Below are 24,615 nucleotides of genomic sequence, written 5' to 3' on the forward strand. Positions count from 1 at the left end.
TATACTTTTCCTATACTTGACAGGAAAGAAAGATGAGGTGTTATTTTGAAAACGGAAGACAAAACACTGGATAGAAAAACAGAAAACCCAGAGGCCTTTGATATTCTCTATCCGGAACGCTTTATTAAAAATACAGATTACTACAATTCCCTGATGATGATGTACCGCTGTGCCATTCGGGAAATCCGCACAAAGCTTGAGGTTCTGGACGATGAATTTTCCATCACCTACAAGCGGAATCCCATTTCCTCTATTAAGAGCCGCATTAAAACGCCTTTGAGTATTTATAATAAATTACAGAGATTAGGCTATGATTTCACAGAGCAGAATATTCGGGAACATTTAAACGATGTGGCAGGAATCCGCGTAATCTGTTCTTTTATTGACGACATTTATTCTGTGGCAAAGCTTCTCTCCGACCAGGACGATATCACAATCCTGCGAATTAAGGACTATATTCAAAAACCAAAGCCAAACGGCTACCGTAGCTATCATATGATTGTAGAGATTCCCGTATTCTTTGCAGAAGGCAAGACTCCTATGCGGGCAGAAATTCAGATTCGTACCATCGGTATGGACTTCTGGGCAAGCCTTGAACATCAGCTTCGGTATAAAAAAGATTTAGGCAGCAATGAACAATATGAACTCATCAGCCGAAAGCTGTCTGAATGTGCACATGCCATTACTGCCACAGATAATCAGATGCAGGATATTAAAAATTTAATCGGGGAGTACAATGAGTTCTGACAGAACTCATTCCCCCACAAATTCCTTCATTAACATTTCACTTGCCTTGTAATATTTGTCCCAGGCTTCTCTTTTTTCTTCATCATCAACTTCGCCTACACTTCTCATGGTTATTCCCGTTCCCTTTATAGACACAGGACTTCCTGCTTCTTCATATCCCTTACATTCCTCTGCCTTTTTGTAGGTACTCCAGTCTTCCGGAAAAGCACCCATTTCCTTAAATTTCCCATAATTTCCTTCGCTTACAAAGTAAATCATGCTGGTGCCTTCCTGCATATCTACCATCAACTTGGTCTGACTTGCCATAACAAGCTGTGGGTCAGGATTGCTGCTGTCATCAGAAGGCATACTGTAGTCTGCGATTTCCACATGCACTTCTCCATCTCCGTTTAAATCTTCTGCATGCTCCTCAAACCATTTCTGCAGTTTCTGGTTATCCTCCTGTGCAACTCCATAATCCCCTACACAGGCAATGGTATAATCATAATCTACCTTTCCCACCATATCCTTTACAAAAATAGAAATACAAAACAGGATAAAAACTCCTGCCAGCACATGATATTTGTAATAATACCAGAAATTATCCCATTTTTTCCTTGTTTCCTCTTTCATTTTGGGCTTCTTCATACCTTTTCCGTCCTTTTCTGTTAGTATCCGATAATTTGCATTTTATCACTTTTCCAGGTACAAGAAAAGCCGAAACTACAATTTTCTTAAAATTTAAGATTTGTATTTCGGCTTTTAACGTTTAAAATTTTATTTCTCTACTTTGGAAATTTGCGGTTCATTTTTTGCAGCTTAAAGATTAGGGGAAGAATCATCAGAAACCAGATAATCGGCTCTGCCACAATAATTCCCATGTACTGTAATACAGGGGTCAGTAAAAGAGCAATCGCCACCTTTCCCACCAATTCAATAAAGCTGGAAATCACAGGTGTAATGTGATCCCCTACTGCCTGCAGAGTATTCCTGAAAATGTTAATTCCCGCTGCTACAAAGTAAAATGGGGCATTGATTTTCAGATATAATACTGCGTTTTCTATTACCGCTTCTTTGCCGCTTCCTGTTACCAACTGAATCAGAAACGGCGCTGCCGTATAACTCATAAGAATCACAAGAATCGCCCAGCTCCAGGTAATCAGAAGGGCGTTTTTCACTCCCTGACGCACTCTTTGATACTCTCCGGCCCCGAAATTCTGCCCGCAAAAGGTCGCCATTGTAACCCCCATAACTGAGATAGGCAGAAAATAAAATTCTGATATTTTTCTGGCTGCCGTGTGTGCTACAATGATGTCATTTCCAAAGGTATTAATGGCGCACTGCAAAGCCAAAGTTCCGAAAAATACCAGGGACATCATCATTCCCATGGAAAACCCGGAGCTATACATCTGTTTTACCATGCTTCTTTCAATTTTAAAATCCTCTCTCCTCAGGTGAAAAACCGGATACTTTTTCCACATATAGACAAGGCTTAAAATTACGGAAACAAGCTGCGCCAGCACAGTGCCAAAGGCTGCGCCCTGCACACCAAAAGGCAGTACTGCCATAAACAAAAGATCCAGTCCCACGTTTAATACTGCTGCACACATAAGAAATAAAAGAGGAGCTACGGTATCTCCCACAGCCCTTAAAATTCCTGCACAGGCATTGTACAGCATGGTTACCAGCATACCTGCCAGTACAATCTGAATATACTCCTTTGCCTCGCCATACAGGTTCTCCGGTACATTTAAAAGTTCCAAAAAGCCATTCAATCCTGCAAGGGCAAGCACCGTAAGGATCAGGGTTGTAAGAGTTCCTAAAAGCAGGGTTCCGGCTGCTGCCTTTCTCAGTCTTTCTGTCTTTCCTGAACCAAAACTCTGCGCCGCCACAATGGAAAATCCATTGGTAAGACCCCTGTAAAAATCCAATGAGCAGGGTACTGACAGCTGTGGTTGCCCCTACGGCAGCAAGAGAAGCCTCGCCCAATACACTGCCTACAATTCTGGTATCTGCCAGACTGTAAAAGAGCTGAAAAATGTTTCCCAGGCACACCGGAAGTGCAAATTCCAGCATTAATTTTGCCGGATTTCCTCTCGTCAAATTCTTCATCTTTTTCTTTTCTCCCGTTTTCTGCATTTACATTTCATCTGAATTTTCGAAAAATTCCCATATGCATTATAACGGGTGAATGAGAAATGGGCAAGAGGAAATCCTGCCCATTTCTTTGTTGCTCTTTATTCTTCTTTTATTTCCAAAACTCTTGCACTGATTCGTTCTGACAGGCTTACAGTAAGTATTCCAGCTTCTCTATTCCACTGATATCCGCAGGCTTTAGCTTCCGGATATGCACATTTCACAGTAATATCCTTTCCTCGCAAATGCTTTAATGGCAGGGATACCACCGGTTCTACACTGTTTCTTCTCCACACAGCCAGATAATCTTTTTCCGCCCCTTTCAGTCCCAGACTTACCCATGCATCGCTATATTGGGAAATCCCAAGAGGCCAGTACGGAAGCGCTGATTTTAAATCGCTGCGAATCTTTTTATAATACTCCAATGCCTGTTTTACATATCCAAATCTGTCTGCGCTTAATTCTGCCAGATGTCCGCTTTGGTGAATCCGAAGCAACATGGCATTTACCATGTTATAAATAACCCTCTTCACAGTCACCTTTCCGAAGGGGATAAGACCAGATAGCTGCCTGCTCCGGAGTTACTGCTGATGGTGCATTTGCCGCAATAGTAGCATATCTGACATAGTCTTCCTGGTCACTGGTAGACTGAATACTGTATCTTGAAAGCATGGCGTAATCCATACGAAGTCCGCCGGAGGAACAGTTTTCAATCACAAGATCCGGATATTTTTCAAAAATTCCATCAAGCCATTTTAAATATGCCCGGTTATGCTCTAAAAGTCCGTCACCAGCACTGTCTGCATTTACTTCTGTTCCAATTCCCGGTTCAATATTATAATCCATCTTGATATAACCAATTCCATATTCTGTTACCAGTCTGTCAATGACTGCTGAAGCATGCTCACGAACTTCTGGATTTCTGAAATCCAACTGGTATCTGCTCCTGTCAAACACTCTCTTCCCATGTCGCATAAAATACCAATTGTCCGGAACCTTATCCGCTTTCGGACATTTAATTCCCATAACCTCCAGCTCCAGCCATGCCCCTGGAATCATACCCTTGCTGCGAATATAATCTGTAACCTCCTTAAACCCACCTGGGAAACGCGCGTTTGACGGAAACCATTCGCCTACACCGTCCCACCAGAATCCATCTGAGTACCACCCGCAGTCAATACAATAATATTCACATCCTGCTTCTGCCGCCTTGTCAATCAGGGGAAGTTCTTTTTCTGTAGTCGGATCACCAAAAAGACAATTCATATAATCATTAAAAATAACCCTGAGCTGCTCATTGTCTTCGTTTCTTCTCCGAATTGCTCTTCTGTATTTTGTCAGTTCTCCCATGGCCTCATCAAATCCGCCGATACAGCTTCCTACACTAACCGGAACCGTAAGAAAGGTTTCACCCGGTTTCAAATTCTTCCACCAATGATTATGATGTTCATTTGGGCCGCTGAGCTTTAAATATACATGTCCATCTTGATCGCTGATTTCCCAGTACCAGGAACCGTTATGTTCAATCTGCCAGAACAAAGAACTATTTGTTTCTGTATTACACAGATATCCCATAGGAATATACTCTTTAGTTGACCAGTTTCCCGTGTTTCCGATTCCTATGGTCTTAGATGAACGATGCATAATTTCCGGCTGGGAAACAGATAACCCCAGCTCTCCTAAGGTATAGGTCTGCCAGCAAAGTTCTTTCTGCCATGCGTTATGCGGTATGGAAAGTTCCATTTTCTCATCAAAGGGGCGCAAACCTTCTTTATCTATTCCATTTAAAGAAAAAGAAGATACATACTCCAATCCCTGTGCTTCTTCACCTCTGTTTGTCACCTCTGTCCAGGAACGAACCACAGAAATGCCATCATAAAACTGCATATGGCAAACCGCCTCCAGTCCAGTGATACTGTCTTCTGTAATAACTTCCAACTTTCTTCCCTTTTCATTCCTGTAATCTTTAAATGCTTTATATTTCATTCGATAGCCAGGAGCCGTCTGCGTATATTTGTGCCCGTGGCGTTCTCCCACCCTGTCCTGTCCGGAAGCCAAAATTTCTACAGGATAGAAAGACTGCGTTCCCGTATCCGATACCATACACCTTTCATCAAAGTCCAATGCTGAAAAATGCAACAGTTTAATTTCATTTTCCTCTGTAATTTCCCAGACCAGATTTATTCCATTTTCTTTTATTTCCTTTCGTTTCATTCTCAATTTCCTCCATTATAATATATCACCCTTTTACGGAACCACTCATAAGTCCTGCCAAAAAGTATCTCTGTAAAAACAGGAAAATCAAAGTTACCGGTATCACTGCTACTACAGAGCCTGCCATAAGTCCTCCCCAGTCTACCGTATTGACGCCCTTAAACAGCATAATTGCAGGTGTCAAGGTTCGATATTGATCTGTAGAAATAAAAATATATCCAAACATAAATTCATTCCATGCATTGATAAACGCATACAGTCCAGTGGACACCAGACTTGGCAGAGATAAAGGTAAAATCACCTTAAATATTGTCTGTGCCTTATTGCAGCCATCAATTTCCGCTGCCTCCTCAAGAGCCAGAGGCACTGTATCAAAAAAGCTGCTCATCATAAAAGTACAAAGAGGAATCACAAATGTAGTATAAGCCAGTATCAAAGATCTGTAGGATTCCAGAATATTCAGTTTCTGCATAATCAGATACAATGGCACTAAGAGCAAAACCCCTGGTATCATCTGAGATAACATCATTGCCAGATTGGAAATCTTGACTGCCTTTAATTTATAGTAACGGCTCAATGCATATCCTGCCATAACTGCTATGACCATGGATAACAAGCAGGCGGCAATGGATACGAATAAACTGTTTTTAATATAATTCAAAAATCCGGCATCTACCAACACTCTGCGGAAATTTTCCAATGTAGGTTCCTGAATCAGAAAAGTAGGTGTTGCTGTACGAATTTCCGTCTTGGGTTTCAATGCAGAAATCAGCATCCAGATAAACGGAAAAATACAGTACAAGGAAAAAAACACCAGCAACACATAGGTCACAACCTTACTAATTCGTCTGTTTCTTTTATTCAGCATAGTTTTCCCTCCCTTTATGCCATTTCGTCACTGATTCTGCTTCTTTTCCGGTAATAAAAGGCAAACAAAATAACCATAATCGTAAACATCATTGTAGACAGCGCTGACGCTGCACCCACATCAAATTTCTTCATAGAATAACGATAAATCATGATTGGCAATGTTTCTGTTGCATAATTTGGTCCGCCTTCTGTCATTACCCAGATAAAATCAAAGTTTACTGCTGTCCAGATAATATGGATAAAGACAATAACCAGAGAAACAGAACGAAGCTGAGGCAGGGTCACACGGAAAAACCGCTTAAAAATACCCGCTCCGTCAATAGCAGCCGCCTCTGAAAGCTCTCCCGGTACAGACTGCAGAGCAGACAAAAATGAAATGGTGTAATATGGAAAGCTTCTCCATATATTGACAAAAATTACCGTTGCCATAGCATATCTGCTGTCCCCCAGAAAATTAATAGGCGAATCTATAATATTCAAACTGGTTAATGCATAGTTAATAATTCCAAACTCTGGATTTAATATCCAATCCCATGTCATACCTGCCACAATAATTGGCACAAGCCAAGGTATAAAAATACAGGTTCTGAAAATTGCTCTCCCTTTAAATTTCTGATTTAATAAAACGGCTGTCACCATACCTAAAACATATTCTCCAAGCACAGAAAATACGGTCCAGCAAATCGTATTTTTTACTGCCTGTCCAAAATGCTCATCTGAAACAATTGTTTTAAAATTATCCAGTCCTGCAAATCCGCTCATAGATTTATTAATCAAATGGACATGTGAAAAAGCATCATGAACTACCTTTCCAAGCGGAAATGCAATAAGCAAAGCAAGGAATAAAATTGCCGGAGCCAGCATAATCAAGGCCGTTCTTTTTGTTTTCTGATCTCTTGTAAGTTTTTTTGCTGTTTTCATATCCTCTTCCTCTTTTCTCTACACTACTTGTTCTGCTTTTGAGTGCAAAAAGGGGGGCGCTTTCTAAAACACCCCCACTTCCTATGAACAGCTTCTATTCACTTAACTCTCCGGAATCTGATAAAGAAGCATTCACTGCATCACTCAGCCATTCTGCTGCCGCCTCTGGTGATTCTCCTTCCTGGAGCACTTTTGCAATAGCGTCCTGCATAGCCTGTGTAATTCCTCCTAAAGTAACCGGTGGGAAGGTAACTCCTGAGTCTGCCAAGGCCTGGAAATCTTTACTCCATTTGCTGTCTGTTGAAACATCTGAACGTGGAGAACGGTCTGGAAATCCTGCTTCCTGCCATTCTTTGCTGCACATAGCAGTAGCCAATTCAAATGCTGCATCTTTATTTTTGCTGTCCGCCAGAATAAATAATGGCTTACACTCCATGTAGGTAGCTTCATGTCCGTCTGAAGGATATGGAATAGCGGAAACTGCAATATCGCCCATAGTGTCAGGATTTGAGGTTTCTCTTTCTGCCAACCAGTTTCCTGTCACATAAGTAGAAGCAATACCTGTCGCAAAGTTTTCATCTGTTTCTTCCCAACCCCAGTTCTTACAGTTTTCATCAATAATTTTTTTATCAACCATATCCTGGTACATCCGGAAAACTTTTGCAGCTTTTTCTGATTCTTCTTTATTGTCTTTCCATGTATTTTTATATTTTCCGTCTTCCTGTGCAGATGCGATTTCCAAATCATACTGAGCCAGATATACCAGTAATTCCTGTGCAGAACGAACACCCGTACATGCCAGTTCTGTCAGATATTTTCCGTTCTTTTCATAGTATCCTTCATTGGCCAGCAGATCTTCCCATGTCTTTGGTGTATCAATTCCCGCTGCCTTTAAGTCCTCTGTATGGGTGAGGTATGCACGCACAGTCATTTCATAAGGAATTCCCACGATTTTATCATCTATAGTCATAGCCTTTACTACAGATTCTGACAAAGCATCTTTGTCTTCCCATTTATTAAAACGTTCTGTCAAATCTTCCAAAATTCCCATATTATAGAATTCGCCAATATATTCCGGCAGTCCCCAGATAAGGTCTGGTACATTTCCTCCAGCTGCCGCGGTCAGGATTTTTTCGTGAAGCATATCATAAGTAAAGTTCGTCTGATTTACCTTGATACCTGTTTCCTCTTCAAATTTTTTAATCTGCTCCTCTCCCGCCTTTGCCGTATCTGCTCCGTCTGTCCAGCATGTCCACAGTTCTACTGTCTGTTCCTTTGCTTCTTCTTTGCCGTCGGAACCCTGAGCGTCCCCACCGCCGGAACCACACGCTGCCATAGAACCTGTCATTGCCAGTGTCAGCAATACTGCTATCCATTTTTTCTTCATTATTAAATTCCCTCTTTCCCTTTAAATATTTTCCGTACCTTTGTACTGAGGCAAGAGTATCATATCTTTTGTGCAGTTACAACAATTCCACGGCGCATACTTAAAAACACCACAACACTTTATATAAAAAACCACCTATTTTAAGACCGTCTTGCTTTTTTATACCCAGAAGGGCTTTCCCCGAAATATTCTTTAAATTTTTCTGTAAAACTCCTTACATCTCGATACCCCACCGCTTCTGCCAATTCATAAGTCTTCATATCAGATTCCATTAAAAGACGAATAGCTGTTTTCATTCGTACCTCAGCCAAATAATTTTTAAAATTCTGTCCTGTTTCTTTTTTAAAAAATGCGCTGAAATAATATGGATTCATATATGCAACCTCTGCTACTCTTCCAAGAGTTAAATCCTCTCCATAATGCTCTTGTATATAATTTTTCACCAGCCGTATGGTATTATTTTCTGCTGCTTTCTCTCCCTTTCCGCTGTTCTCCAGAAATCTGGCTAATTGTCTTTTCACAAAGGCCTTCAATTCTCCGTAACTGGACTGATTTCGGATCCTGGCTACCATAGCCTCATATTCCTTTCTACTCTCCTCCGATACCATTTTGCACTCTTCTAATTCTGCATATAAATCCATAGCCATGGCAATACAACGGTTTTCTGCCGCATATCGATTTCCATAATGAAGATTTTCCACAATATCCAGGAGCTCCTCCAAGGTCTTTTCCCAGTTTTCGTCCCTGCTCAGAATTCCTGCTGCCAACTCTTTATATTTCTGGTTATAATCTTCAAAAGAATTGGTAAAATTTCTGGAAATTACACTGTATCGTATCACCTCTTCCTGCGTAAAATAATGCAGTTCAGAACAAAATTTTGCTGTCTTATACGCAAACTTTAATTCTGTGATATGTTCTACCGTATTTCCTATTCCTGTTATCAGCCACACCTTATATTCCCGATAGATTTGCTCCCGAAGCTCCAATACCTGCCTCTCCAGCATATCTCCTCCGAATCTTTCCCTGTTCAGCAAAATCATATTACTGCTGTTTGGTTCTCTCTTAATCACAAATCCCTGCTTCTTTGTTCTTAAATGTTCCTCAATTTTTTTGAAAATGGAAAACCGGATAAGCTCTGCCATATTCTGATTTCCCAGTTTTTTATAAAAAGCTGCCGGAATAGAAAAACAAACACCTGTATAATCCGTTTTTTTTGTGTCAAGTCCCATAGCTTCAAAATGCTCCAGCAATTCTCTGCACTCTGCTTCCGAATTCATCTTACGAAAAACAGTTTGCATATCATCTTTTTCTTTTTCCCAGTATTCCATCGGATAATCCGTTTTCAACATCTTTTCTGCTTTCAATACCGCTTCTTCCAGCTCTTCTTTTCCTACAGGTTTCAACAGATATTCTATAGCCTCATAGCGAATAGCCTTTTTTACATAATCAAACTCCTGATATCCGCTCAAAAAAATCACCTTTGTATTCCAATGATTTTCCCGAATTTCCTTTATTACATCTAATCCCGTCATTTTAGGCATAGCCACATCAGAAATTACAATGTCTGGCTCAAATTTCCGAATTTTCTCAAGCAATTCTTCTCCATTTCCCGCCTCTGCCACAATTTCAGCATTTAATTTCTCCCATTGTATCATCTTCAGCATACCTTTTATGATAATCGGTTCATCATCTGCAAGTATGATTTTAAACATGTATCTCTTCTCGCTCCTTTTCTTTTACTACAGGCAATCTGTATTTTACGATTGTACCTATATTTTCAAAACTGTTAATTTCAATTCTGTATTCTTCTCCAAAAATCATCTTAATACGGTCACATACATTTTTAAGTCCTATTCCTGAGCTTTCCATGTCTGAATTCTTCTTATCAGATTCTGAATGTTCTAAAAGATTTTGGATATACTCAAGCTTCTCTGCTGACATACCCACGCCATTATCCATAATTGTAAGCTCCAGAAATTCTTCCCGTATTTCTCCCTGTATGGCCACAACGCCGTTTCCCTCTTCTTTTGGACGCAGGCCGTATTTTACAGAATTTTCTACAATTGGCTGTAAGATCAACTGAGGGACTTCCAGATTCAAAAGATTTTCCGGCACATCAATTTCCAATGTCATTTTATTTTCGTATCGTACGCGAATAATCTTAAAATAATTTCGTACGCTGTCTAATTCTGCCTGTAAAGTCACCTTATCCCTTACATTTCCTATCAGATATTTCAACTGTCCGGATAAACCGTCCAGCATCTCTGCTGCTTCTGCATCATCATTAGTAATCGCAGTCATACGAATAACATCTAAGGTATTATATAAATAATGAGGTTGAATCTGCATTTTCAATGCTTCTATCTCTGCCTCTCTTTGTTTGATTTCTGCTACATATACTTTACGAATATGCATCTGCAGCTTCTTCGTCATACTATTCAGCCCATTAGCCAGAAATCCTATCTCATCATTGGAACCTATATGCACTCTTGTGTCCAACTTTCCTCTCTGAATTTGTTCCATGGCCTCCTTTAAAGTACGAATGGGCCGGTTCATTTTCCTGGAATATAAAAAATACAGAACTCCTAAAAGGAAAGTTCCAAATCCAATTACTGCCAAAGTAATATTTCTGATATTACGATAACTGTTCTCCAGATAAAAAGAGGGTATTTTCTCCAATACGAGCCAACTGCAGTTCGGTATCTGACTGTAAATGTAATAATTTCCTTCTGCCTTTATGTATTGATAATCGCTTGTCATAAGTTCCAGATAAGTTCCCAGGTTTTCTTCATATTTTTCTTCCTTATAGGGATTGTAAGCGAACATCTTTTGTTTTGTATCCACTAAATAAATATGGCTTCCCTGTCCCAGCTTTGTCTCATGGATAATTCCGTCCAACCAGGAGCTGCTGATATCAATATACAAGGTTCCTAAAATCTCTGTATCTGCAGTCTGAATTGTCCTGGTATTCATAATATTCCTTGCCACAGAAAATACCTGCTCTTTTGCTCCGGCATAATAATCTGGTAAATGAGAAGGTAATATCTGTATCTCTTTTGAATCTGACCCAAAATTTTTCCTGTGCCAATCTAACAGTTTTTCTGTATCTGTCACCGCTTCCGGCGGGCGCATAGCCGTGTAAATTCTTCCGTCCGGCAAAGTAAAAAACACATGCTCTATATGTTGATTCATATACAAAATATCTCTCAGCATGTCTGTAACCAGCGCACTCCGCTTATTCTCTGACAACTCTTTATTTTCCAAAATTTCATATAAATATCCATAATCTTCTGCCTGATGTGTATACAGATATTTTGTATTCTCGTTCATTTCATTAAACAAATCTTCTACATTCCGTCCAATGGAGCGTGTTGTTCGATACATATTAGAAAGTATAGTTTCTTTTATAGAATTCAAGTACACATTGTAAATAGAAATTCCCATAACCACTAACGGTACAATACCAATAAGCACTAAAGTTACAAATAATTTTGTAAACAGACTTAATATACCTGTCCTGCCTTCTCCATCTTTTCATGGCTTCTGTCCCTCTTCAGCTTTTTCCCAGCTCTCTTCCAGAAATTTTGCTGCTGTCTTTACGCTCATAGTTTTTGCTGCTACAGAATCCAGAATAGCTTCCATATCTTCACAAAAGCCTTCTGGCGTTTCTGTATTACCTAAAAATGCTGTGTTTCTGGAAGCATAACGATAATCTGTGAGAACCCCTTGCTGTACCATAGGCGCAGCATAAAGTACTGCTCCCTTTGTCACAGGTATTGCATACATAGCCTGTAAAACTTTTCTGTAATGTTCTCTGTCATAACAAAAGTTAAAAAAGGTTTCTGCCGCCTTCTTCTTTTCTTCCTGTTCCATACATGCTTCAGATACGGCCCATTGTGCCCCTGCTTTTTCTATCACTACATTCTCTCCCTGCGCATCAGGCATGTAAAACCACCCTAATCTTATCTGAACGGTATCATTTTTTATTTCTTTTCCCAAAGGTGTTTTATCAGAATCCACAGCTCTGGGATAAGCTTCCAGAATTTTTGCAAGCATAGCAGGTGTTCCATAATACATGGCAACCTCTTGATTTATCATTCGACTGATAATCTCGTTATCTCCCATATGAATAGAATCCTCCAGCACAAAATCTCCAGTCATAAGATTCTGAAATTCTAAAAGAGCATGCTCCATATCCGGGTCTTTAAAAGACACTTCTCCTTTATATCGTTTCTCCTGCCAGTTGGAATTCTGTTTTTGTACCTGTGTAAGGAAAAAATAGTTTATCCAGCCATTTTCCACAGAATTCTCATTTCCCCCTATCGCCAACGGTGCAATCTGATTTGCCTTCAAAATCTCGCAGATTTTCAAAAACTCTTCATAAGTTTCCGGGACTTCCAAGCCATACCTTTTAAAAATCACCTGGTTATACACAATTCCATAACATGTACTGTAATAAGGCAATGCATATATTTTTCCATGAATGATTACCGGATTTTCCACCAGTTCCCCAAAACGCTCATCTATCTCTCCTAATTTTCCCGCCTCTGCAAACATATAGGGATTATCGATTTCAAAAATGTCCGGAAATTCTTCTGTTGCTTCTTTTGCCTTTAATTCTTCTGTATATCTGTCCGTAGAAGAGTATTCCATCTGCAAAGTAATATTAGGATATAAACTCATAAAATTCTCACCCAACTCTTCAATTGCTGCTATCCAGTTGGTATTTTCTCCTGAATAAAAAAGTTTCAGTTCCACAGGCTTCTCTGTTTCTTTTTCTTCTTTTATCAGCTTTCCTCTCTCTGTTTCTTTCAGAGTACAGGACGTAAATAAAAAAATACTGCTCAGAAAAAGAACCGCTATTCTTCTTTTCATTCCTTTTCTCCTCCTGTAAATAATAGAAAATCCCAGCAGTTGCTGGGACTCTTTAAAAATCAAATTCTTCTGTATAATTCCATTTTTTATTGACGCATCTGGAATCACCTTTTCCTGTTTACCTTGCCGTCCATGGCCCATATGTACTGCACCTTATCCGGATATCCCTGCAAAGTTTATCTTTCCGGGACTTTCTGTCATTATCTGTATCTATAGTATATTGTACAAAAAATTATACGTCAATACAATTCCCTCCTTCCCGCACCTTCCCACGCACCCCTGCATATACTGAACAGAGAGTACGGATACTGTATTTTATGAGGTGAAACATGGCATATAAGGTAATGATTGATGCTGGTCACGGGGGTGCCGATTTTGGCGCCACTTATAACGGCAGACAGGAAAAAAATGACAATCTCCGTCTAGCTCTTGCGGTAGGAGAAATTCTTTCAGAAAATGGAATTGATGTAGAGTACACACGAACCACAGATATTTATCAGACTCCCTTTGAAAAGGCAACCTTAGGCAACCAGTCCGGCGCTGATTTTTTCATTTCTTTTCACAGAAATTCCAGTCCGGAGCCAAATCAGTACAGCGGTGTGGAAACTCTGGTCTATGATAAGTCCGGCGAAAAACTGGATATGGCAGAAAATATCAATGGTGCTTTAGGAGAACTGGGTTTTCAGGAAATCGGTGTCACTGCCCGCCCCGGTCTGGTGGTGCTTCGCCGCACCAAAATGCCTGCTGTATTAATTGAAACAGGCTTTCTGAACACAGACCAGGATAACGCCCTCTTTGACAGCCAGTTCGATGAAATCGCTCAGTCTATTGCCTCAGCAATTCTGGGAACTTTAGATGAACAAACAGTAGAAACGCCCTCTGCTGAAAATCCTGTCTATTATCGGGTTCAGACAGGCGCATTCAAAAATCGTGCAAATGCGGAAAATATGCTGTATGAACTCCAGGACAAAGGCTTTCCTGCCTTCCTTCTCTACCAGGACGGCGTATATAAAGTACAGGTTGGCGCATTCCGCAATCTCTCCAATGCAGTAAAAATGGAAAATACCCTGCGCCGCGCCGGATACAGCACCTGGATTGATGCTTCTCCAGCTTCCTATTAAAGTCAGAAAAACATTTCTGCAATGCATCTTTTCAGATGAAAATACAAATAAAAGCCGCAAAGCATTGCCCGGAGTTTCCTTCTGACTAATGTTTTGCGGCGCTGTCTTGCCTGTGCCCTTCCTCTAAAAGAGCAGCAAAATCTATAAATTTATCCCCCAGTTCTTCATAATTTTCAAAATCAAATACTTATCTTCCGCTCTTTTACATAGAATCTGCTCTGTCCTGTATATTTTTATTGAAATTAATAACCTCATGGTCATACTCAGAATCCATATAAATAGATTTTATTAAAAAGTCCGCGGTTGCCCGGTTCACTGCCATGGGAATATCATATACCTGTGCAATACGCATAAGTGCCTTTACGTCCGGGTCATGGGGCTGTGCGGTCAACGGGTCTGAAAAGAATACAACAAAATCAATCACACCCTCTACAATTTTTGCACCAATCTGCTGGTCACCGCCCAGCGGACCGCTGTTATATCCCTTAATGCAAAGTCCCGCCTTGTCTGCAATCAGTCTTGACGTAGTGCCTGTACCGTAAAGATTATGCTGCTTCAAGATATCATAATTATCTTTGCACCACTGAATCAGTTTCGGCTTCTCATTATCATGTGCAATCAGGGCAATATTTTTCTTTTTTCCAATGGTAAATGTTACATATTCGTTCTTCATGTTCCAGCCTGCCTTTCCCAATGAAACTTGTCTTCTGCTAAAAACTCTTGAATTTTCAGTTGTTCTGCTTTCTATGATATCATTTTCCCTTTCCCACAGCAAGTAAATTTCCGCTTTATTTTTACTCTTGTCCTTCTTTCATGAAACTGATACAATAAAATAAAAACAAAACAACCAATGACAAAAAGCAGGTACACAAAAACATGTATTACTTTATTATAAATCCCCACTCCCGTTCTGGTCACGGGCTTTCTGTATGGCAAAAGGCCGACGCTATATTAAAAGAAAAAGGAATGGAATACAAAACTTATTTTACAGAATATACCGGACATGCAATCCAGCTTGCAGCTCACATTGCAGAGGAAACTGCTGCGTTTCACATGAACTGCACTCTTGCTGTTGTAGGCGGAGATGGCACTTTAAATGAGGTCATAAACGGGCTGATGAAGCAGGATTTTTCTCACATAACCCTGGGATACATTCCCACTGGATCGGGAAATGATTTTGCAAGAGGACTGGAACTTTCTACGGAGATTTCTGATTGTGTCAATGCTATTCTTTCTCCGAAATCCTGTGCTTTTACAGACATCGGAATGGCCGTTTCCAAGGAAACAACACGTTACTTTCTGGTCAGCAGCGGCATTGGATACGATGCAGATATCTGTCGCAATGTGATGTTTTCCCCTTTAAAAAAGCTTATGAACAGGCTGCATCTTGGAAAGCTTACCTATGTTCTGATTGCCTTAAAGCTTCTGATTCAGTACCGTCCCTGCCCGGTTTCCATACGCTTAAACCGGGAACAGATACTGCACTTTTCCCGTTTTTTCTTCATCACGGGCATGAATATGAAATACGAGGGAGGCGGCGTAAAATTCTGTCCTGATGCTGTTTTTGACGATCAAAAGCTGGATATCTGCCTGGTGGGAAAGGTCAAAAAACTGAAAATCCTCGCACTTTTCCCCACTGCCTTTTTTGGTAAGCATACACACTTTTCGGGAGTGGAAGCCTATCAATGCAAAAGTCTGGAAATCCACAGCAAAAGACCTCTTCCGGTTCACTGTGACGGGGAATCCATGGGAGAAACAGACCGTCTGCTGTTGTGTGATTCCGGCAAACAGATAAATGTTATTCTTCGATAATAAGGAGGGATATCTATGAAAACACTGTTACTGACTGTATGTATTCTGGCCTTTCTTTTCTGCCTTTATTTTTACTGCATTATGCCCCGCTTTTCCAGAAAAAGGGAAGCACAGAGATTTCTTCACCACCTGTTTGCACACCGGGGACTTTTTACCCCGGATCAGTCCATACCGGAAAATTCCATGCCGGCTTTTGCCAATGCAGTCCGTCACGGATACGGGATTGAGCTGGATATCCAGCTTACTAAGGACAAACAGGTTGTGGTTTTTCATGACCATACCCTTACTCGTATGTGCGGCATTGACCTTCCGGTCTGCGAACTGACCTATGAAGAGCTGCAGAGCTTTTCCCTGATGCAGACGCAGGAAAAAATCCCTCTGTTTGCAGATGTTTTAAAGCTGGTAAACGGAAAGGTTCCTCTGCTGATAGAGATAAAGCTTCCTACAATACGCACAGAAACCTGTGTGCTTACAGACGCACTCCTGCAGAAATATCAGGGAGATTACTGCATTGAATCCTTTAATCCCCTTGCCCTTGGCTGGTACAAAAAACATAGAAAAGACGTTATCCGGGGACAGCTTTCCGCAAATCTGACGCACCCTGTAGCAGAAGGAGGCTATATCCTTTCCTTCCTGGTAAAATATCTGCTTTTAAACTTTATCGGAAGACCGGATTTTATTGCCTACTGTTACAAGGATACCCAAAATGTCAGCTTCCTTGTGAACAAATGCCTCTGTCATACCCCTACCTTTGCCTGGACAGTTCGCTCTGAACAGGTACTGGAGGCTTCTCTGCCAAAGTTTGATTCCATTATTTTCGACAGTTTTGTACCAACAAATGAATATAGTATGTAATATTTATAAAACAACTATAAACTGCATTGTTATCAGATTTGCTCTGTGCTATAATTACTCAACAAAATGAAACCCGGTATCCCAATACTGGAGGAAAGGTGTGAAACTGTGAAATTCCTGAAAAAATATCAGCATACCTGGATTATTCCCATATACGGAATTCTGTATATGCTTGCGTTCCGGTATGTGGAACAACGTAAAGTGCCTGTTACCATTATCCATATGAAAATAGATGATTACATTCCTTTTTGTGAATACTTTGTCATTCCCTATTTTTTATGGTTTGCCTATATTGCCGTGACGGTATTTTACTTTTCTTTTATCAACAAAAATAAAAAAGAATACTGGCAGCTTATCCTTACACTGGGTATTGGTATGACACTTTTCATTCTGATTTCCCTTGTATTTCCAAATGGCCAGGATTTGCGTCCTGCCACACTTACAGGGGACGGCATCTGTATCCAAATGGTACGGCATCTGTATCAGTTGGACACTCCAACCAATATCCTTCCAAGTATCCATGTGTTCAACACTGTGGCCTGCTGCGTGGCAATTTTCCGACATCAGGCATTTCGCAGACACAAGCTGCTGCTGACTGGCACAGGAGTTTTAAGTCTTCTGATTGTACTGGCTACTGTATTTTTAAAACAGCACACAGTAATCGACGTCATTGCCGCCATTGCTCTGTATCTCTGTTGCTTCCAGCTTATTTACAGACCGAAAGCCGTACATGCCAAGCAGCCCGTAAGAGCCTAAGGTTCCCTTGCCTGACAGCGAAAGATTAGATAAAAAATCATCTCAATACCTCAAAAGGGTTGTAATAGGAAACAAGCATAATCCATGTTTCCTATTACAACCCTTTTCTTGTTCTTTAATTAAATCCGTAAAATTTTTGTACTACCTTATAGATTGAAACAGACAAATCTCTTCCGCATTTTCCCGGGAGATTCACTCCTCTTCCCAAAATACTCAGATACAGCTTGCGGTAAATACCCAGATCTGCATTTTTCAGATAGCGCCACAGTTCTTTCTTTTTCGCCAGGTTTTCCTCTGTCCCTGAACGAATCAGCATAATCGAAGAAACCGCCATAATAATATCCAGATACCGGAGCATATAATTTCTCAGGTTTTTATTCAGATTTTTTACCCCTGCAATAGTATCAATCATCAGTTTATTGACTCTTATCTGCTGGTCAATGCGGCGTATCATCACCTCTTCATTTACAGACTGGTCATCTCTTCCGATAAAGTAACGGTAAAAATTCACGTCCATATAATACATGGTCTGTACATGAGGAAGGGGCTGGTAAACAAAAAGGTTATCCACATAAAAAGTATGCTTTGGCAGTACAAGACCGCAGTCCCGCAGAAGTCCTGTTCTGTAAATAACAGAGTGCATCAGAATGTATTTTCCCAAAGGCATTCTGCCCATTTCCTTCCAGGTAAAAATCTCATTCTGTGGCATGTAATTCTTGTAGCGCATCACTTTTTTCCGTTTTGCCCCCTGTTTTTCATAGACAAAATTGCTTATCATCATATCCAGAGTCTGAGGACCTCCGGTAATTTCCAAAAGCTTGTCCAAAATTGCGTGATACGCTTCTTTATTCACCCAGTCATCGCTGTCTACCACCTTAAAATACAGTCCTGTAGCATTTTTAAGCCCTGTATTTACCGCCTCTCCATGGCCGCCGTTTTCCTGATGAATGGCTTTTACAATTCCCGGATATTTTGCAGCATACTCATCTGCTATTTTAGCAGTATCGTCCCTGGAACCATCGTCTACAATCAAAATTTCTACCAGATTTCCTCCTTCCAGAAGGGAATCCACACAGTTTTTCATATAGTTCTGTGAATTATAGCACGGAACTGTAATTGATAATAATTTCACCTAAAAGTCCTCCTCGATAAACTTTCTGTATGCTGAAAACGCAGAGGGAATCGGATATTTTCCCCTTGATTCTTTCCTGTCCACAAAGATAAGACTGCCCACTTTCTTTTCCTCTGTAGCTGCTACTTTAATAAAATATCCCTTCATTCTCCACTCTACATGGGAAAAAATATGCTTTGCTTCTCCTGCTTCCCGAATGTGCAGAGGGAGCAGATGTAAATCCTTTACATAAGAAAGAATCTCTTCCTCGCTTAGATATCCTTCTCTGTTTGGAAGCTCATAAAGACCTGCCAAAAGTCCTTTTGGGGGACGCCTGGAAATTGCGAATTCCTGTCCGTTTTGAATCACAAGAACGGTTCTCTCTTCTATTTTCCGCTGCTTTTTGGGCGTCTTTTTCGGGTACTCCAGCACTGTTTTATGGGCATGTGCCTGACACATCTGCGCTACTGGACATTGCTCGCATTTTGCCATTCCATTTGGTACACAGACCGTAGCCCCCAGCTCCATTAAACTCTGATTAAAATCCCCGGGACAGTCTTCCAGCATAATTTCCTGCAGAGCAGTTTCTACCTTTTTCTTTGTAGACTGCTTCAAAATATCCTCCGGATTCTCGGTAATTCTGGTAATCACCCGAAGCACATTTCCGTCCACAGCAGGTCTTGGGATTCCGTACGCAATGGACGATACTGCCCCTGCCGTATAGCTGCCGATTCCCGGCAAAGCAAGAATCTTCTCATAGTCTGCAGGCATAACTCCCCCATACTTTTCCACAATTTCAATGGCTGCCTTCTGCATATTTCTCACCCGGTTATAATAACCCAGTCCTTCCCAGAGCTTTAAAAGCTGTTCCTCCGGACACTGTGCCAAATCCTTTACCTCTGGAAGTGCCTGCAGAAAGCGGGTGTAGTATTCCTTTACTGCCTCTACCCTTGTCTGCTGCAGCATAATCTCCGACACCCAGACATGATAAGGCGTAGGTTCCTCTCTCCAGGGAAGCTGCCTTTTGTTTTCCCGGTACCATGCAAGCAACGGTTCTCTAATCTGCTCTAACATTCTCTCTCCTGTTCTTTGCTTTCTCTTTTTCCATTAAGATACACCCTAACAGGTTTTGACAGATTTATCAAGTCTTTTCTTACATCGCAGGCATAGGCAAGAATATGAACCCCCGCCTTTTGGGCTTCTCTCAAGGCTTCCCCAAACTCCGGGTGGGTTGCCTCATTCGGTTCAAAATACCGAACATCCTCCATCTGTATCACAAACATAATATATGCCTGGTATCCGTCCTCTATACACCTGCACAATTCCTTCACATGCTTGACACCTCTTTGCGTAGGCGCGTCAGGAAATCGTACCACGCCGTCTTCCTCCAGCGTCACGCCCTTTATCTCCATAAAACACTTCTTATCCGGTGTTTCTATATACAAATCAAACCGGGAATTTCCATAGGTGACTTCTCTTTTTACTACAGCTCCCTCTCCGAAAAGATTCCCTTTTAAAAGCCATTCCTCTACCACCTTGTTAGGTATCTGGGAATCCATATTAATCAATCTGTTGCCCTTTTTTACTGCAATTAAATCATACTGCGTCTTTCTGTTTGGATTACTGCTTTTTTCCAAAAAAACAGGGGTGCCGGGAACTAATAATTCCCGACACCGCCCTGTATTTTTCACATGACAGACCTCCACCCTTTTATCAATTTCCACATGGGCGATAAAACGGTTTGGACGCTTCAGAAAGATGCCTTCTGTGATATTTTCGTATCTCATATCCTTCTCCTGTTATTTGTCTTCTGTCAGCCCTTCGTATATTTCTTTTACACTCTCAAAAATATAATCCGGTTTTACCTCGCTCTCCCGTATATCACCAAGAGAAGCCTCTCCGGACAACACGCAAATCGTATCCACGCCTGCCCGCTCTCCGGTTTTAATATCTGTGTACAGGCGGTCGCCTATAATCACTGTTTCCGCCTTTGTTTTATTTAATTTTTTCAATACACAGTCTACCATAATCGGCTCTGGTTTGCCAATAAAAAATGGTTCTTTTCCCGTAGCATTTTTCAACATAATACTCATAGAGCCGCAATCCGGGATATAGCCAAAACTTACGGGACACACCAAATCCGGGTTGGTTGCCAGATAGACAACATCCCTTCCAAGCATGATGCAGGTATTGCGTATTTTTTCTGACGTATTCTCTGTATCAAAACCCAGAAGCACCACAGAAGCCTCCTCATCAACCTCTGTGACCACAGAAATTCCGGCGCAACGCAGCTCTTCTACTAAAGAGCGGGTTCCCATACAGTACACCTTCTGTCCAGGATAATTTTCCTGCAGATACATGGCGGTTGCCTGGCTGGATGTATAGAAATTCTCACAGGAGGCCTGAATCCCCATGTTTCTTACCTTTTCTATATAATCTTCTACGGATTTTGAGGAATTATTGGTAATAAAGACATACTGTCCGCCTCTGTCTTCAATCTCCTTCAACAGTTCCAGTGTCCCCTCAAAAATTTCATTTTCGTTGTAAATCGTGCCGTCCATATCCAGCAGATACAATGTTTTTTCTTTCAAACTGTCCGCATTTTTTCCTGTATAATCAATCATGTTTCTCCCTTTCCAAAGCCTGCACTGCCGTTCTTCTATTGCTTTCACTTTCTATTGCTTTCAGATACTTTTTTTGCTACATTTCTGGTAGCTACAATATCCGTTCCCGTAGAGCATACGTCCTTTAAAATCACATCGCCAATGCAAACAGGCGCTTTTACAGACACCTGTTTCAAAGCAGCCATACAGTCTTTTATTTTTCCTTTTGGAATGTCAGAGGCCGTTTTAACAGAAACCACAGGAGCTGTCCCCCCTGCTACTTTTACGCTGGTTGTCACAATGCGCGTAGGATTTGTCACCTCTTTTTCCCCATAGCTCTTCCCTCTGGGACAAGTATTCCCCTCTACTTTCAGAACCTGCCCCTGCTCCATTGTAACGGTCAGAGCACAGCCTAAAGGACAGTTGATACAAATAAATTCTCTTCTCTCCATGCTTACGCCTCCTCCAACTTCATAATAATTTTATCTAATCCGGGGATTGCTGTCAAATCTGATTTTTTCAAGATCACCTGTTCCATTTCTCCAGGCGCCAGCTTCTTTTTCTTTTTGTGGACAATTCTCTTGTCCTGGCAGTATACACTGACATATTTATCCCTGTACACAGCTCCTACCCGAAAACGCAGCGTCAAATTGTCCTCCATATGCTCCGGACGAATTACCTGAGGTACACTGTAACGAATACCATTTTCTGTTTCTACTGTAATTTCCTGTTCTTCCTTTTGCTCTTTTTCTTTCTCTTCCCAGTCCAGAATATATTCTGCTGCATGACTTCCTGCCCGTCCGGCTTCCTCGGATACATAGTCTACCAAATCGTGCACATGCAGCACATTTCCACAGGCAAATACACCTTCTGCACTGGTTTCCAGGCTTTCATTTACCACTGCACCTGAGGTAATCCGTGACATTTTTATTCCCATTTTATCAGACAGTTCATTCTCCGGAATTAGTCCGCAGGAGAGCAGAAGTGTATCACAGGAATAAAATTCTTCTGTTCCCTTTATAGGCTTTCTGTTCTCATCTACCTGCGCCAGTGTTACGCCTGTAACCCGATCTTTTCCCTGAATATCCACAACTGTATGACTTAGTTTCAGAGGAATATCAAAGTCCTCCAGACACTGCACAATATTTCTCTGAAGCCCTCCGGAATATGGCATCAGTTCTGCAACCACTTTTACCTTTGCCCCTTCCAGTGTCATTCTTCTTGCCATAATCAGCCCAATATCACCGGAACCCAGAATCACAACCTCTCTGCCCGGCATATAGCCCTCCATATTCACCAGCCTCTGTGCTGTTCCCGCTGTGTAAATGCCTGCCGGACGATACCCCGGAATATTTAAAGCTCCTCTTGGACGTTCCCTACACCCCATTGCCAAAATCACAGCTTTTGTTTTTAATACCAGAAGACCGTCCTCACGGTTCATGGCTGTCACGGTTTTCTCTCTGCCATTTTTTGTAATATCCAATACCATGGTATTGAGCTTATAAGGGATAGAAAGTTCCTTTGCCTGATTAATAAACCGCTGGGCATACTCCGGACCTGTAAGTTCTTCTTGAAAAGTATGGAGTCCAAAACCATTGTGAATACACTGGTTCAAAATACCGCCCAGTTCCTTATCTCTTTCCAAGATCAGCAGGTTGTCAATCCCCTTTTCCTTCGCAGAAATCGCTGCTGCAAGCCCTGCCGGACCGCCTCCTATAATAATCAAATCATATCTGTTCATAAGTCCTCTTCTCCTTTATCTAAACCTGCTAAAAGTCTTGATGATCCCCCTGCTTTTGTAATCTCAAGAGGCGACTTTCTCAGCTCTCTTTCCAAAATTTCCATGGTTTTCGGAGCACAGAAACCTGACTGGCATCTGCCCATACCGGCTCTTGTCCTCCGCTTGATGCCGTCCAGGGAACGAGCGCCCAGGGGTCTGTGTATGGCATTTACAATCTCTCCCTCTGTAACAGTTTCACACCTGCATATCACATTTCCATATGCGGGATTTTCTGCAATCAAACGGCGAAGTTCCTCTGGTGAAGACTCTGCAATACAGGGAATATCCTTTCTGGTAGAAATAAAATTTTCTTTTTTCTCTGCATGCAACTTTTCTGCAATGGCATGTGCAAGATAAAGTCCAATGGCCGGCGCACTGGAAAGCCCCGGGGATTCAATCCCTGCTGCGTTAAAAAAGCCCTTTGCATCTTCTGCCTCTCCAAGCACAAAATCTCCGCCTCTTTCTGTGGCGCGCAAGCCTGCAAAGGAAGTAATGGTTAGAAAAAGAGGCACCTCTTCTGCACTCTTTTTGGCCTGGCTGGACAATTTATCCAGGCCGAAAGCCGTTGTCTGCACTCCTTCTTTATCCTCAATATCCTCTGCCGTAGGCCCTGCCAGCAGATTGCCGTGTACGGTGGGAGTAATGAGAACCCCCTTTCCCATAGCTGTTGGAAGCTGGAAAACCGTATGCTCTACAAAGCCTCCTGCTTTTTTATCCATAAGGCGATATTCGCCTCTTCTGGGAGTAATAGACAACTTTCTTTCACTTACCATGTTGTTAAATACATCTGCATAAACACCTGCCGCATTGACAATGCAGCGTGTTTCATACCTGCCGTTATTGGTGGTAATACCATATCCCTTTTCCGTCTTTTCTATGTTTTCTACACAGGTGTCAAAAGCAAATTCCACTCCGTTTACATTTGCATTTTCTGCCAGAGCTATGGTCATTTTAAAAGGACAGACAATCCCTCCTGTGGGAGCATACAACATAGCTTTTACCTCTTTTGAAAGGTTTGGCTCCATTTCCCAAATCCGTTGTCCGGTAATAATTTCCAGTCCTTCTACACCGTTTTTTTCTCCTCTTTCCTTCAATTCATACAGATTTGGAAGGTCTTGCTCCTCAAAACAAAGTACCAGAGAGCCATTCTGCTTATATGGGAAGTCCAGTTCCTTTGAAAGCTGACGGATTTTCCGATTGCCCTCCACATTCATGCGAGCCTTCCAGGAACCCGGGGCTGCGTCAAAACCTGCATGAACAATGGCGCTGTTCGCCTTTGAGGTTCCACAGCACACATCTTCCTCCCTCTCCAATACCATGGTTTTCAACTGGTATGCAGACAATTCTCTTGCCACTGCACACCCTGTCACACCTGCACCGATTACTACTACATCATACATATGAATCTCCTCCTGTGAAATAAAAAAAGATACAGCAAACACTTATGG

The 24,615-nt window shown here is 41.4% G+C and carries 23 protein-coding genes and 1 pseudogene; 5 read left to right on the forward strand and 19 right to left on the reverse strand.

Features of this window, described 5'->3' with window-relative positions; translation table 11 throughout:
* The first annotated feature begins 45 nt into the window (after positions 1-45).
* Positions 46-747, forward strand: coding sequence for a GTP pyrophosphokinase (locus tag DQQ01_RS11285; protein ID WP_330407464.1), 702 nt, complete (start codon positions 46-48; stop codon positions 745-747).
* 6 nt (positions 748-753) lie between these two features.
* Here DQQ01_RS11285 and DQQ01_RS11290 read toward each other — a convergent pair whose 3' ends face one another.
* From DQQ01_RS11290 to DQQ01_RS11330, 11 genes and pseudogenes are all read right to left on the reverse strand, one after another.
* Positions 754-1,374: a hypothetical protein gene (locus tag DQQ01_RS11290; protein ID WP_111920127.1), complete on the reverse strand. Its 621-nt coding sequence runs from the start codon at positions 1,372-1,374 to the stop codon at positions 754-756.
* A gap of 137 nt (positions 1,375-1,511) precedes the next feature.
* On the reverse strand, positions 1,512-2,657 hold the full coding sequence (locus tag DQQ01_RS11295) for an MATE family efflux transporter (protein ID WP_330407465.1): 1,146 nt from the start codon (positions 2,655-2,657) through the stop codon (positions 1,512-1,514).
* 43 nt (positions 2,658-2,700) lie between these two features.
* Positions 2,701-2,865: pseudogene (locus DQQ01_RS18205) on the reverse strand (MATE family efflux transporter); the annotation flags it as partial.
* Positions 2,866-2,963: 98 nt separating this feature from the next.
* On the reverse strand, positions 2,964-3,395 hold the full coding sequence (locus DQQ01_RS17660; protein WP_330407466.1) for a hypothetical protein: 432 nt from the start codon (positions 3,393-3,395) through the stop codon (positions 2,964-2,966).
* Positions 3,376-5,076, reverse strand: coding sequence for a glycoside hydrolase family 36 protein (locus DQQ01_RS11300; RefSeq protein WP_330407468.1), 1,701 nt, complete (start codon positions 5,074-5,076; stop codon positions 3,376-3,378). Before DQQ01_RS11300 ends, DQQ01_RS17660 begins: the two co-directional genes overlap by 20 nt.
* 25 nt (positions 5,077-5,101) lie before the next feature.
* Positions 5,102-5,944: a carbohydrate ABC transporter permease gene (locus tag DQQ01_RS11305; protein ID WP_111920128.1), complete on the reverse strand. Its 843-nt coding sequence runs from the start codon at positions 5,942-5,944 to the stop codon at positions 5,102-5,104.
* A 14-nt stretch (positions 5,945-5,958) separates the two neighbouring features.
* Positions 5,959-6,867, reverse strand: coding sequence for a carbohydrate ABC transporter permease (locus DQQ01_RS11310; RefSeq protein WP_111920129.1), 909 nt, complete (start codon positions 6,865-6,867; stop codon positions 5,959-5,961).
* Positions 6,868-6,961: 94 nt separating this feature from the next.
* Complete coding sequence (locus DQQ01_RS11315; protein WP_111920130.1) at positions 6,962-8,254, reverse strand: ABC transporter substrate-binding protein; 1,293 nt, start codon at positions 8,252-8,254, stop codon at positions 6,962-6,964.
* Positions 8,255-8,394: 140 nt separating this feature from the next.
* Entirely contained in the window at positions 8,395-9,966 is a 1,572-nt protein-coding gene (locus tag DQQ01_RS11320) for a response regulator transcription factor (protein WP_111920131.1), read from the reverse strand.
* On the reverse strand, positions 9,959-11,638 hold the full coding sequence (locus DQQ01_RS11325; protein ID WP_162624303.1) for a cache domain-containing sensor histidine kinase: 1,680 nt from the start codon (positions 11,636-11,638) through the stop codon (positions 9,959-9,961). The genes DQQ01_RS11320 and DQQ01_RS11325 overlap by 8 nt, the downstream gene beginning before the upstream one ends.
* Positions 11,639-11,788: 150 nt before the next feature.
* Positions 11,789-13,129 (reverse strand): ABC transporter substrate-binding protein, encoded by a 1,341-nt coding sequence (locus DQQ01_RS11330; RefSeq protein WP_162624304.1) that lies wholly within the window; start codon positions 13,127-13,129, stop codon positions 11,789-11,791.
* 329 nt (positions 13,130-13,458) lie between these two features.
* On the opposite strand from DQQ01_RS11330, the gene DQQ01_RS11335 reads away from it, so the two are divergent.
* Entirely contained in the window at positions 13,459-14,250 is a 792-nt protein-coding gene (locus DQQ01_RS11335; protein WP_111920134.1) for an N-acetylmuramoyl-L-alanine amidase, read from the forward strand.
* 202 nt (positions 14,251-14,452) lie between these two features.
* Here the strand turns inward: DQQ01_RS11335 and DQQ01_RS11340 are convergent, their stop codons facing one another.
* Positions 14,453-14,923 carry a methylglyoxal synthase gene (locus DQQ01_RS11340; RefSeq protein WP_111920915.1) on the reverse strand — a complete coding sequence of 157 codons (471 nt, stop codon included), beginning with the start codon at positions 14,921-14,923 and terminating at the stop codon, positions 14,453-14,455.
* A 203-nt stretch (positions 14,924-15,126) separates the two neighbouring features.
* On the opposite strand from DQQ01_RS11340, the gene DQQ01_RS11345 reads away from it, so the two are divergent.
* From DQQ01_RS11345 to DQQ01_RS11355, 3 genes are all read left to right on the forward strand, one after another.
* Positions 15,127-16,062 (forward strand): diacylglycerol/lipid kinase family protein, encoded by a 936-nt coding sequence (locus DQQ01_RS11345; protein WP_111920135.1) that lies wholly within the window; start codon positions 15,127-15,129, stop codon positions 16,060-16,062.
* A gap of 15 nt (positions 16,063-16,077) precedes the next feature.
* A complete protein-coding gene (locus DQQ01_RS11350; protein WP_111920136.1) occupies positions 16,078-16,917 on the forward strand; it encodes a glycerophosphodiester phosphodiesterase family protein in 840 nt (279 codons plus the stop codon).
* A 108-nt stretch (positions 16,918-17,025) separates the two neighbouring features.
* Entirely contained in the window at positions 17,026-17,673 is a 648-nt protein-coding gene (locus DQQ01_RS11355) for a phosphatase PAP2 family protein (protein WP_242980353.1), read from the forward strand.
* A 115-nt stretch (positions 17,674-17,788) separates the two neighbouring features.
* On the opposite strand, the gene DQQ01_RS11360 is transcribed toward DQQ01_RS11355, so the two are convergent.
* The 7 genes from DQQ01_RS11360 to DQQ01_RS11390 are packed head-to-tail and all read right to left on the reverse strand — an operon-like array spanning position 17,789 to position 24,567.
* Positions 17,789-18,805, reverse strand: coding sequence for a glycosyltransferase family 2 protein (locus DQQ01_RS11360; protein ID WP_111920137.1), 1,017 nt, complete (start codon positions 18,803-18,805; stop codon positions 17,789-17,791).
* Positions 18,806-19,858, reverse strand: coding sequence for an A/G-specific adenine glycosylase (gene mutY, locus DQQ01_RS11365; RefSeq protein WP_111920138.1), 1,053 nt, complete (start codon positions 19,856-19,858; stop codon positions 18,806-18,808).
* Positions 19,852-20,571, reverse strand: coding sequence for a DNA/RNA nuclease SfsA (gene sfsA, locus DQQ01_RS11370; protein WP_111920139.1), 720 nt, complete (start codon positions 20,569-20,571; stop codon positions 19,852-19,854). The genes mutY and sfsA overlap by 7 nt, the downstream gene beginning before the upstream one ends.
* A gap of 12 nt (positions 20,572-20,583) precedes the next feature.
* Positions 20,584-21,408, reverse strand: a complete 825-nt coding sequence (locus DQQ01_RS11375; protein WP_111920140.1) for an HAD-IIA family hydrolase — start codon at positions 21,406-21,408, stop codon at positions 20,584-20,586.
* 44 nt (positions 21,409-21,452) lie between these two features.
* A complete protein-coding gene (locus DQQ01_RS11380; protein WP_111920141.1) occupies positions 21,453-21,839 on the reverse strand; it encodes a DUF1667 domain-containing protein in 387 nt (128 codons plus the stop codon).
* 2 nt (positions 21,840-21,841) lie between these two features.
* Positions 21,842-23,128 (reverse strand): NAD(P)/FAD-dependent oxidoreductase, encoded by a 1,287-nt coding sequence (locus DQQ01_RS11385; RefSeq protein ID WP_111920142.1) that lies wholly within the window; start codon positions 23,126-23,128, stop codon positions 21,842-21,844.
* A complete protein-coding gene (locus tag DQQ01_RS11390) occupies positions 23,125-24,567 on the reverse strand; it encodes an NAD(P)/FAD-dependent oxidoreductase (RefSeq protein WP_111920143.1) in 1,443 nt (480 codons plus the stop codon). The genes DQQ01_RS11385 and DQQ01_RS11390 overlap by 4 nt, the downstream gene beginning before the upstream one ends.
* Positions 24,568-24,615 lie beyond the last annotated feature (48 nt).

Origin of the sequence: Blautia argi, from assembly GCF_003287895.1 — a bacterium.
Classification (GTDB): Bacteria; Bacillota; Clostridia; order Lachnospirales; family Lachnospiraceae; genus Blautia; species Blautia argi.

What these genes read in the sequence shown, in the direction of transcription:
- DQQ01_RS11290 (WP_111920127.1), bottom strand. Translation starts at nt 1,374, where the DNA reads ATGAAGAAGCCCAAAATGAAAGAGGAAACAAGGAAAAAATGGGATAAT.
- DQQ01_RS11300 (WP_330407468.1), bottom strand. Translation starts at nt 5,076, where the DNA reads ATGAAACGAAAGGAAATAAAAGAAAATGGAATAAATCTGGTCTGGGAA.
- DQQ01_RS11305 (WP_111920128.1), bottom strand. Translation starts at nt 5,944, where the DNA reads ATGCTGAATAAAAGAAACAGACGAATTAGTAAGGTTGTGACCTATGTG.
- DQQ01_RS11310 (WP_111920129.1), bottom strand. Translation starts at nt 6,867, where the DNA reads ATGAAAACAGCAAAAAAACTTACAAGAGATCAGAAAACAAAAAGAACG.
- DQQ01_RS11315 (WP_111920130.1), bottom strand. Translation starts at nt 8,254, where the DNA reads ATGAAGAAAAAATGGATAGCAGTATTGCTGACACTGGCAATGACAGGT.
- DQQ01_RS11320 (WP_111920131.1), bottom strand. Translation starts at nt 9,966, where the DNA reads ATGTTTAAAATCATACTTGCAGATGATGAACCGATTATCATAAAAGGT.
- DQQ01_RS11325 (WP_162624303.1), bottom strand. Translation starts at nt 11,638, where the DNA reads ATGTATCGAACAACACGCTCCATTGGACGGAATGTAGAAGATTTGTTT.
- DQQ01_RS11330 (WP_162624304.1), bottom strand. Translation starts at nt 13,129, where the DNA reads ATGAAAAGAAGAATAGCGGTTCTTTTTCTGAGCAGTATTTTTTTATTT.
- DQQ01_RS11335 (WP_111920134.1), top strand. Translation starts at nt 13,459, where the DNA reads ATGGCATATAAGGTAATGATTGATGCTGGTCACGGGGGTGCCGATTTT.
- DQQ01_RS11340 (WP_111920915.1), bottom strand. Translation starts at nt 14,923, where the DNA reads ATGAAGAACGAATATGTAACATTTACCATTGGAAAAAAGAAAAATATT.
- DQQ01_RS11345 (WP_111920135.1), top strand. Translation starts at nt 15,127, where the DNA reads ATGTATTACTTTATTATAAATCCCCACTCCCGTTCTGGTCACGGGCTT.
- DQQ01_RS11350 (WP_111920136.1), top strand. Translation starts at nt 16,078, where the DNA reads ATGAAAACACTGTTACTGACTGTATGTATTCTGGCCTTTCTTTTCTGC.
- mutY (WP_111920138.1), bottom strand. Translation starts at nt 19,858, where the DNA reads ATGTTAGAGCAGATTAGAGAACCGTTGCTTGCATGGTACCGGGAAAAC.
- sfsA (WP_111920139.1), bottom strand. Translation starts at nt 20,571, where the DNA reads ATGAGATACGAAAATATCACAGAAGGCATCTTTCTGAAGCGTCCAAAC.
- DQQ01_RS11375 (WP_111920140.1), bottom strand. Translation starts at nt 21,408, where the DNA reads ATGATTGATTATACAGGAAAAAATGCGGACAGTTTGAAAGAAAAAACA.
- DQQ01_RS11380 (WP_111920141.1), bottom strand. Translation starts at nt 21,839, where the DNA reads ATGGAGAGAAGAGAATTTATTTGTATCAACTGTCCTTTAGGCTGTGCT.
- DQQ01_RS11385 (WP_111920142.1), bottom strand. Translation starts at nt 23,128, where the DNA reads ATGAACAGATATGATTTGATTATTATAGGAGGCGGTCCGGCAGGGCTT.
- DQQ01_RS11390 (WP_111920143.1), bottom strand. Translation starts at nt 24,567, where the DNA reads ATGTATGATGTAGTAGTAATCGGTGCAGGTGTGACAGGGTGTGCAGTG.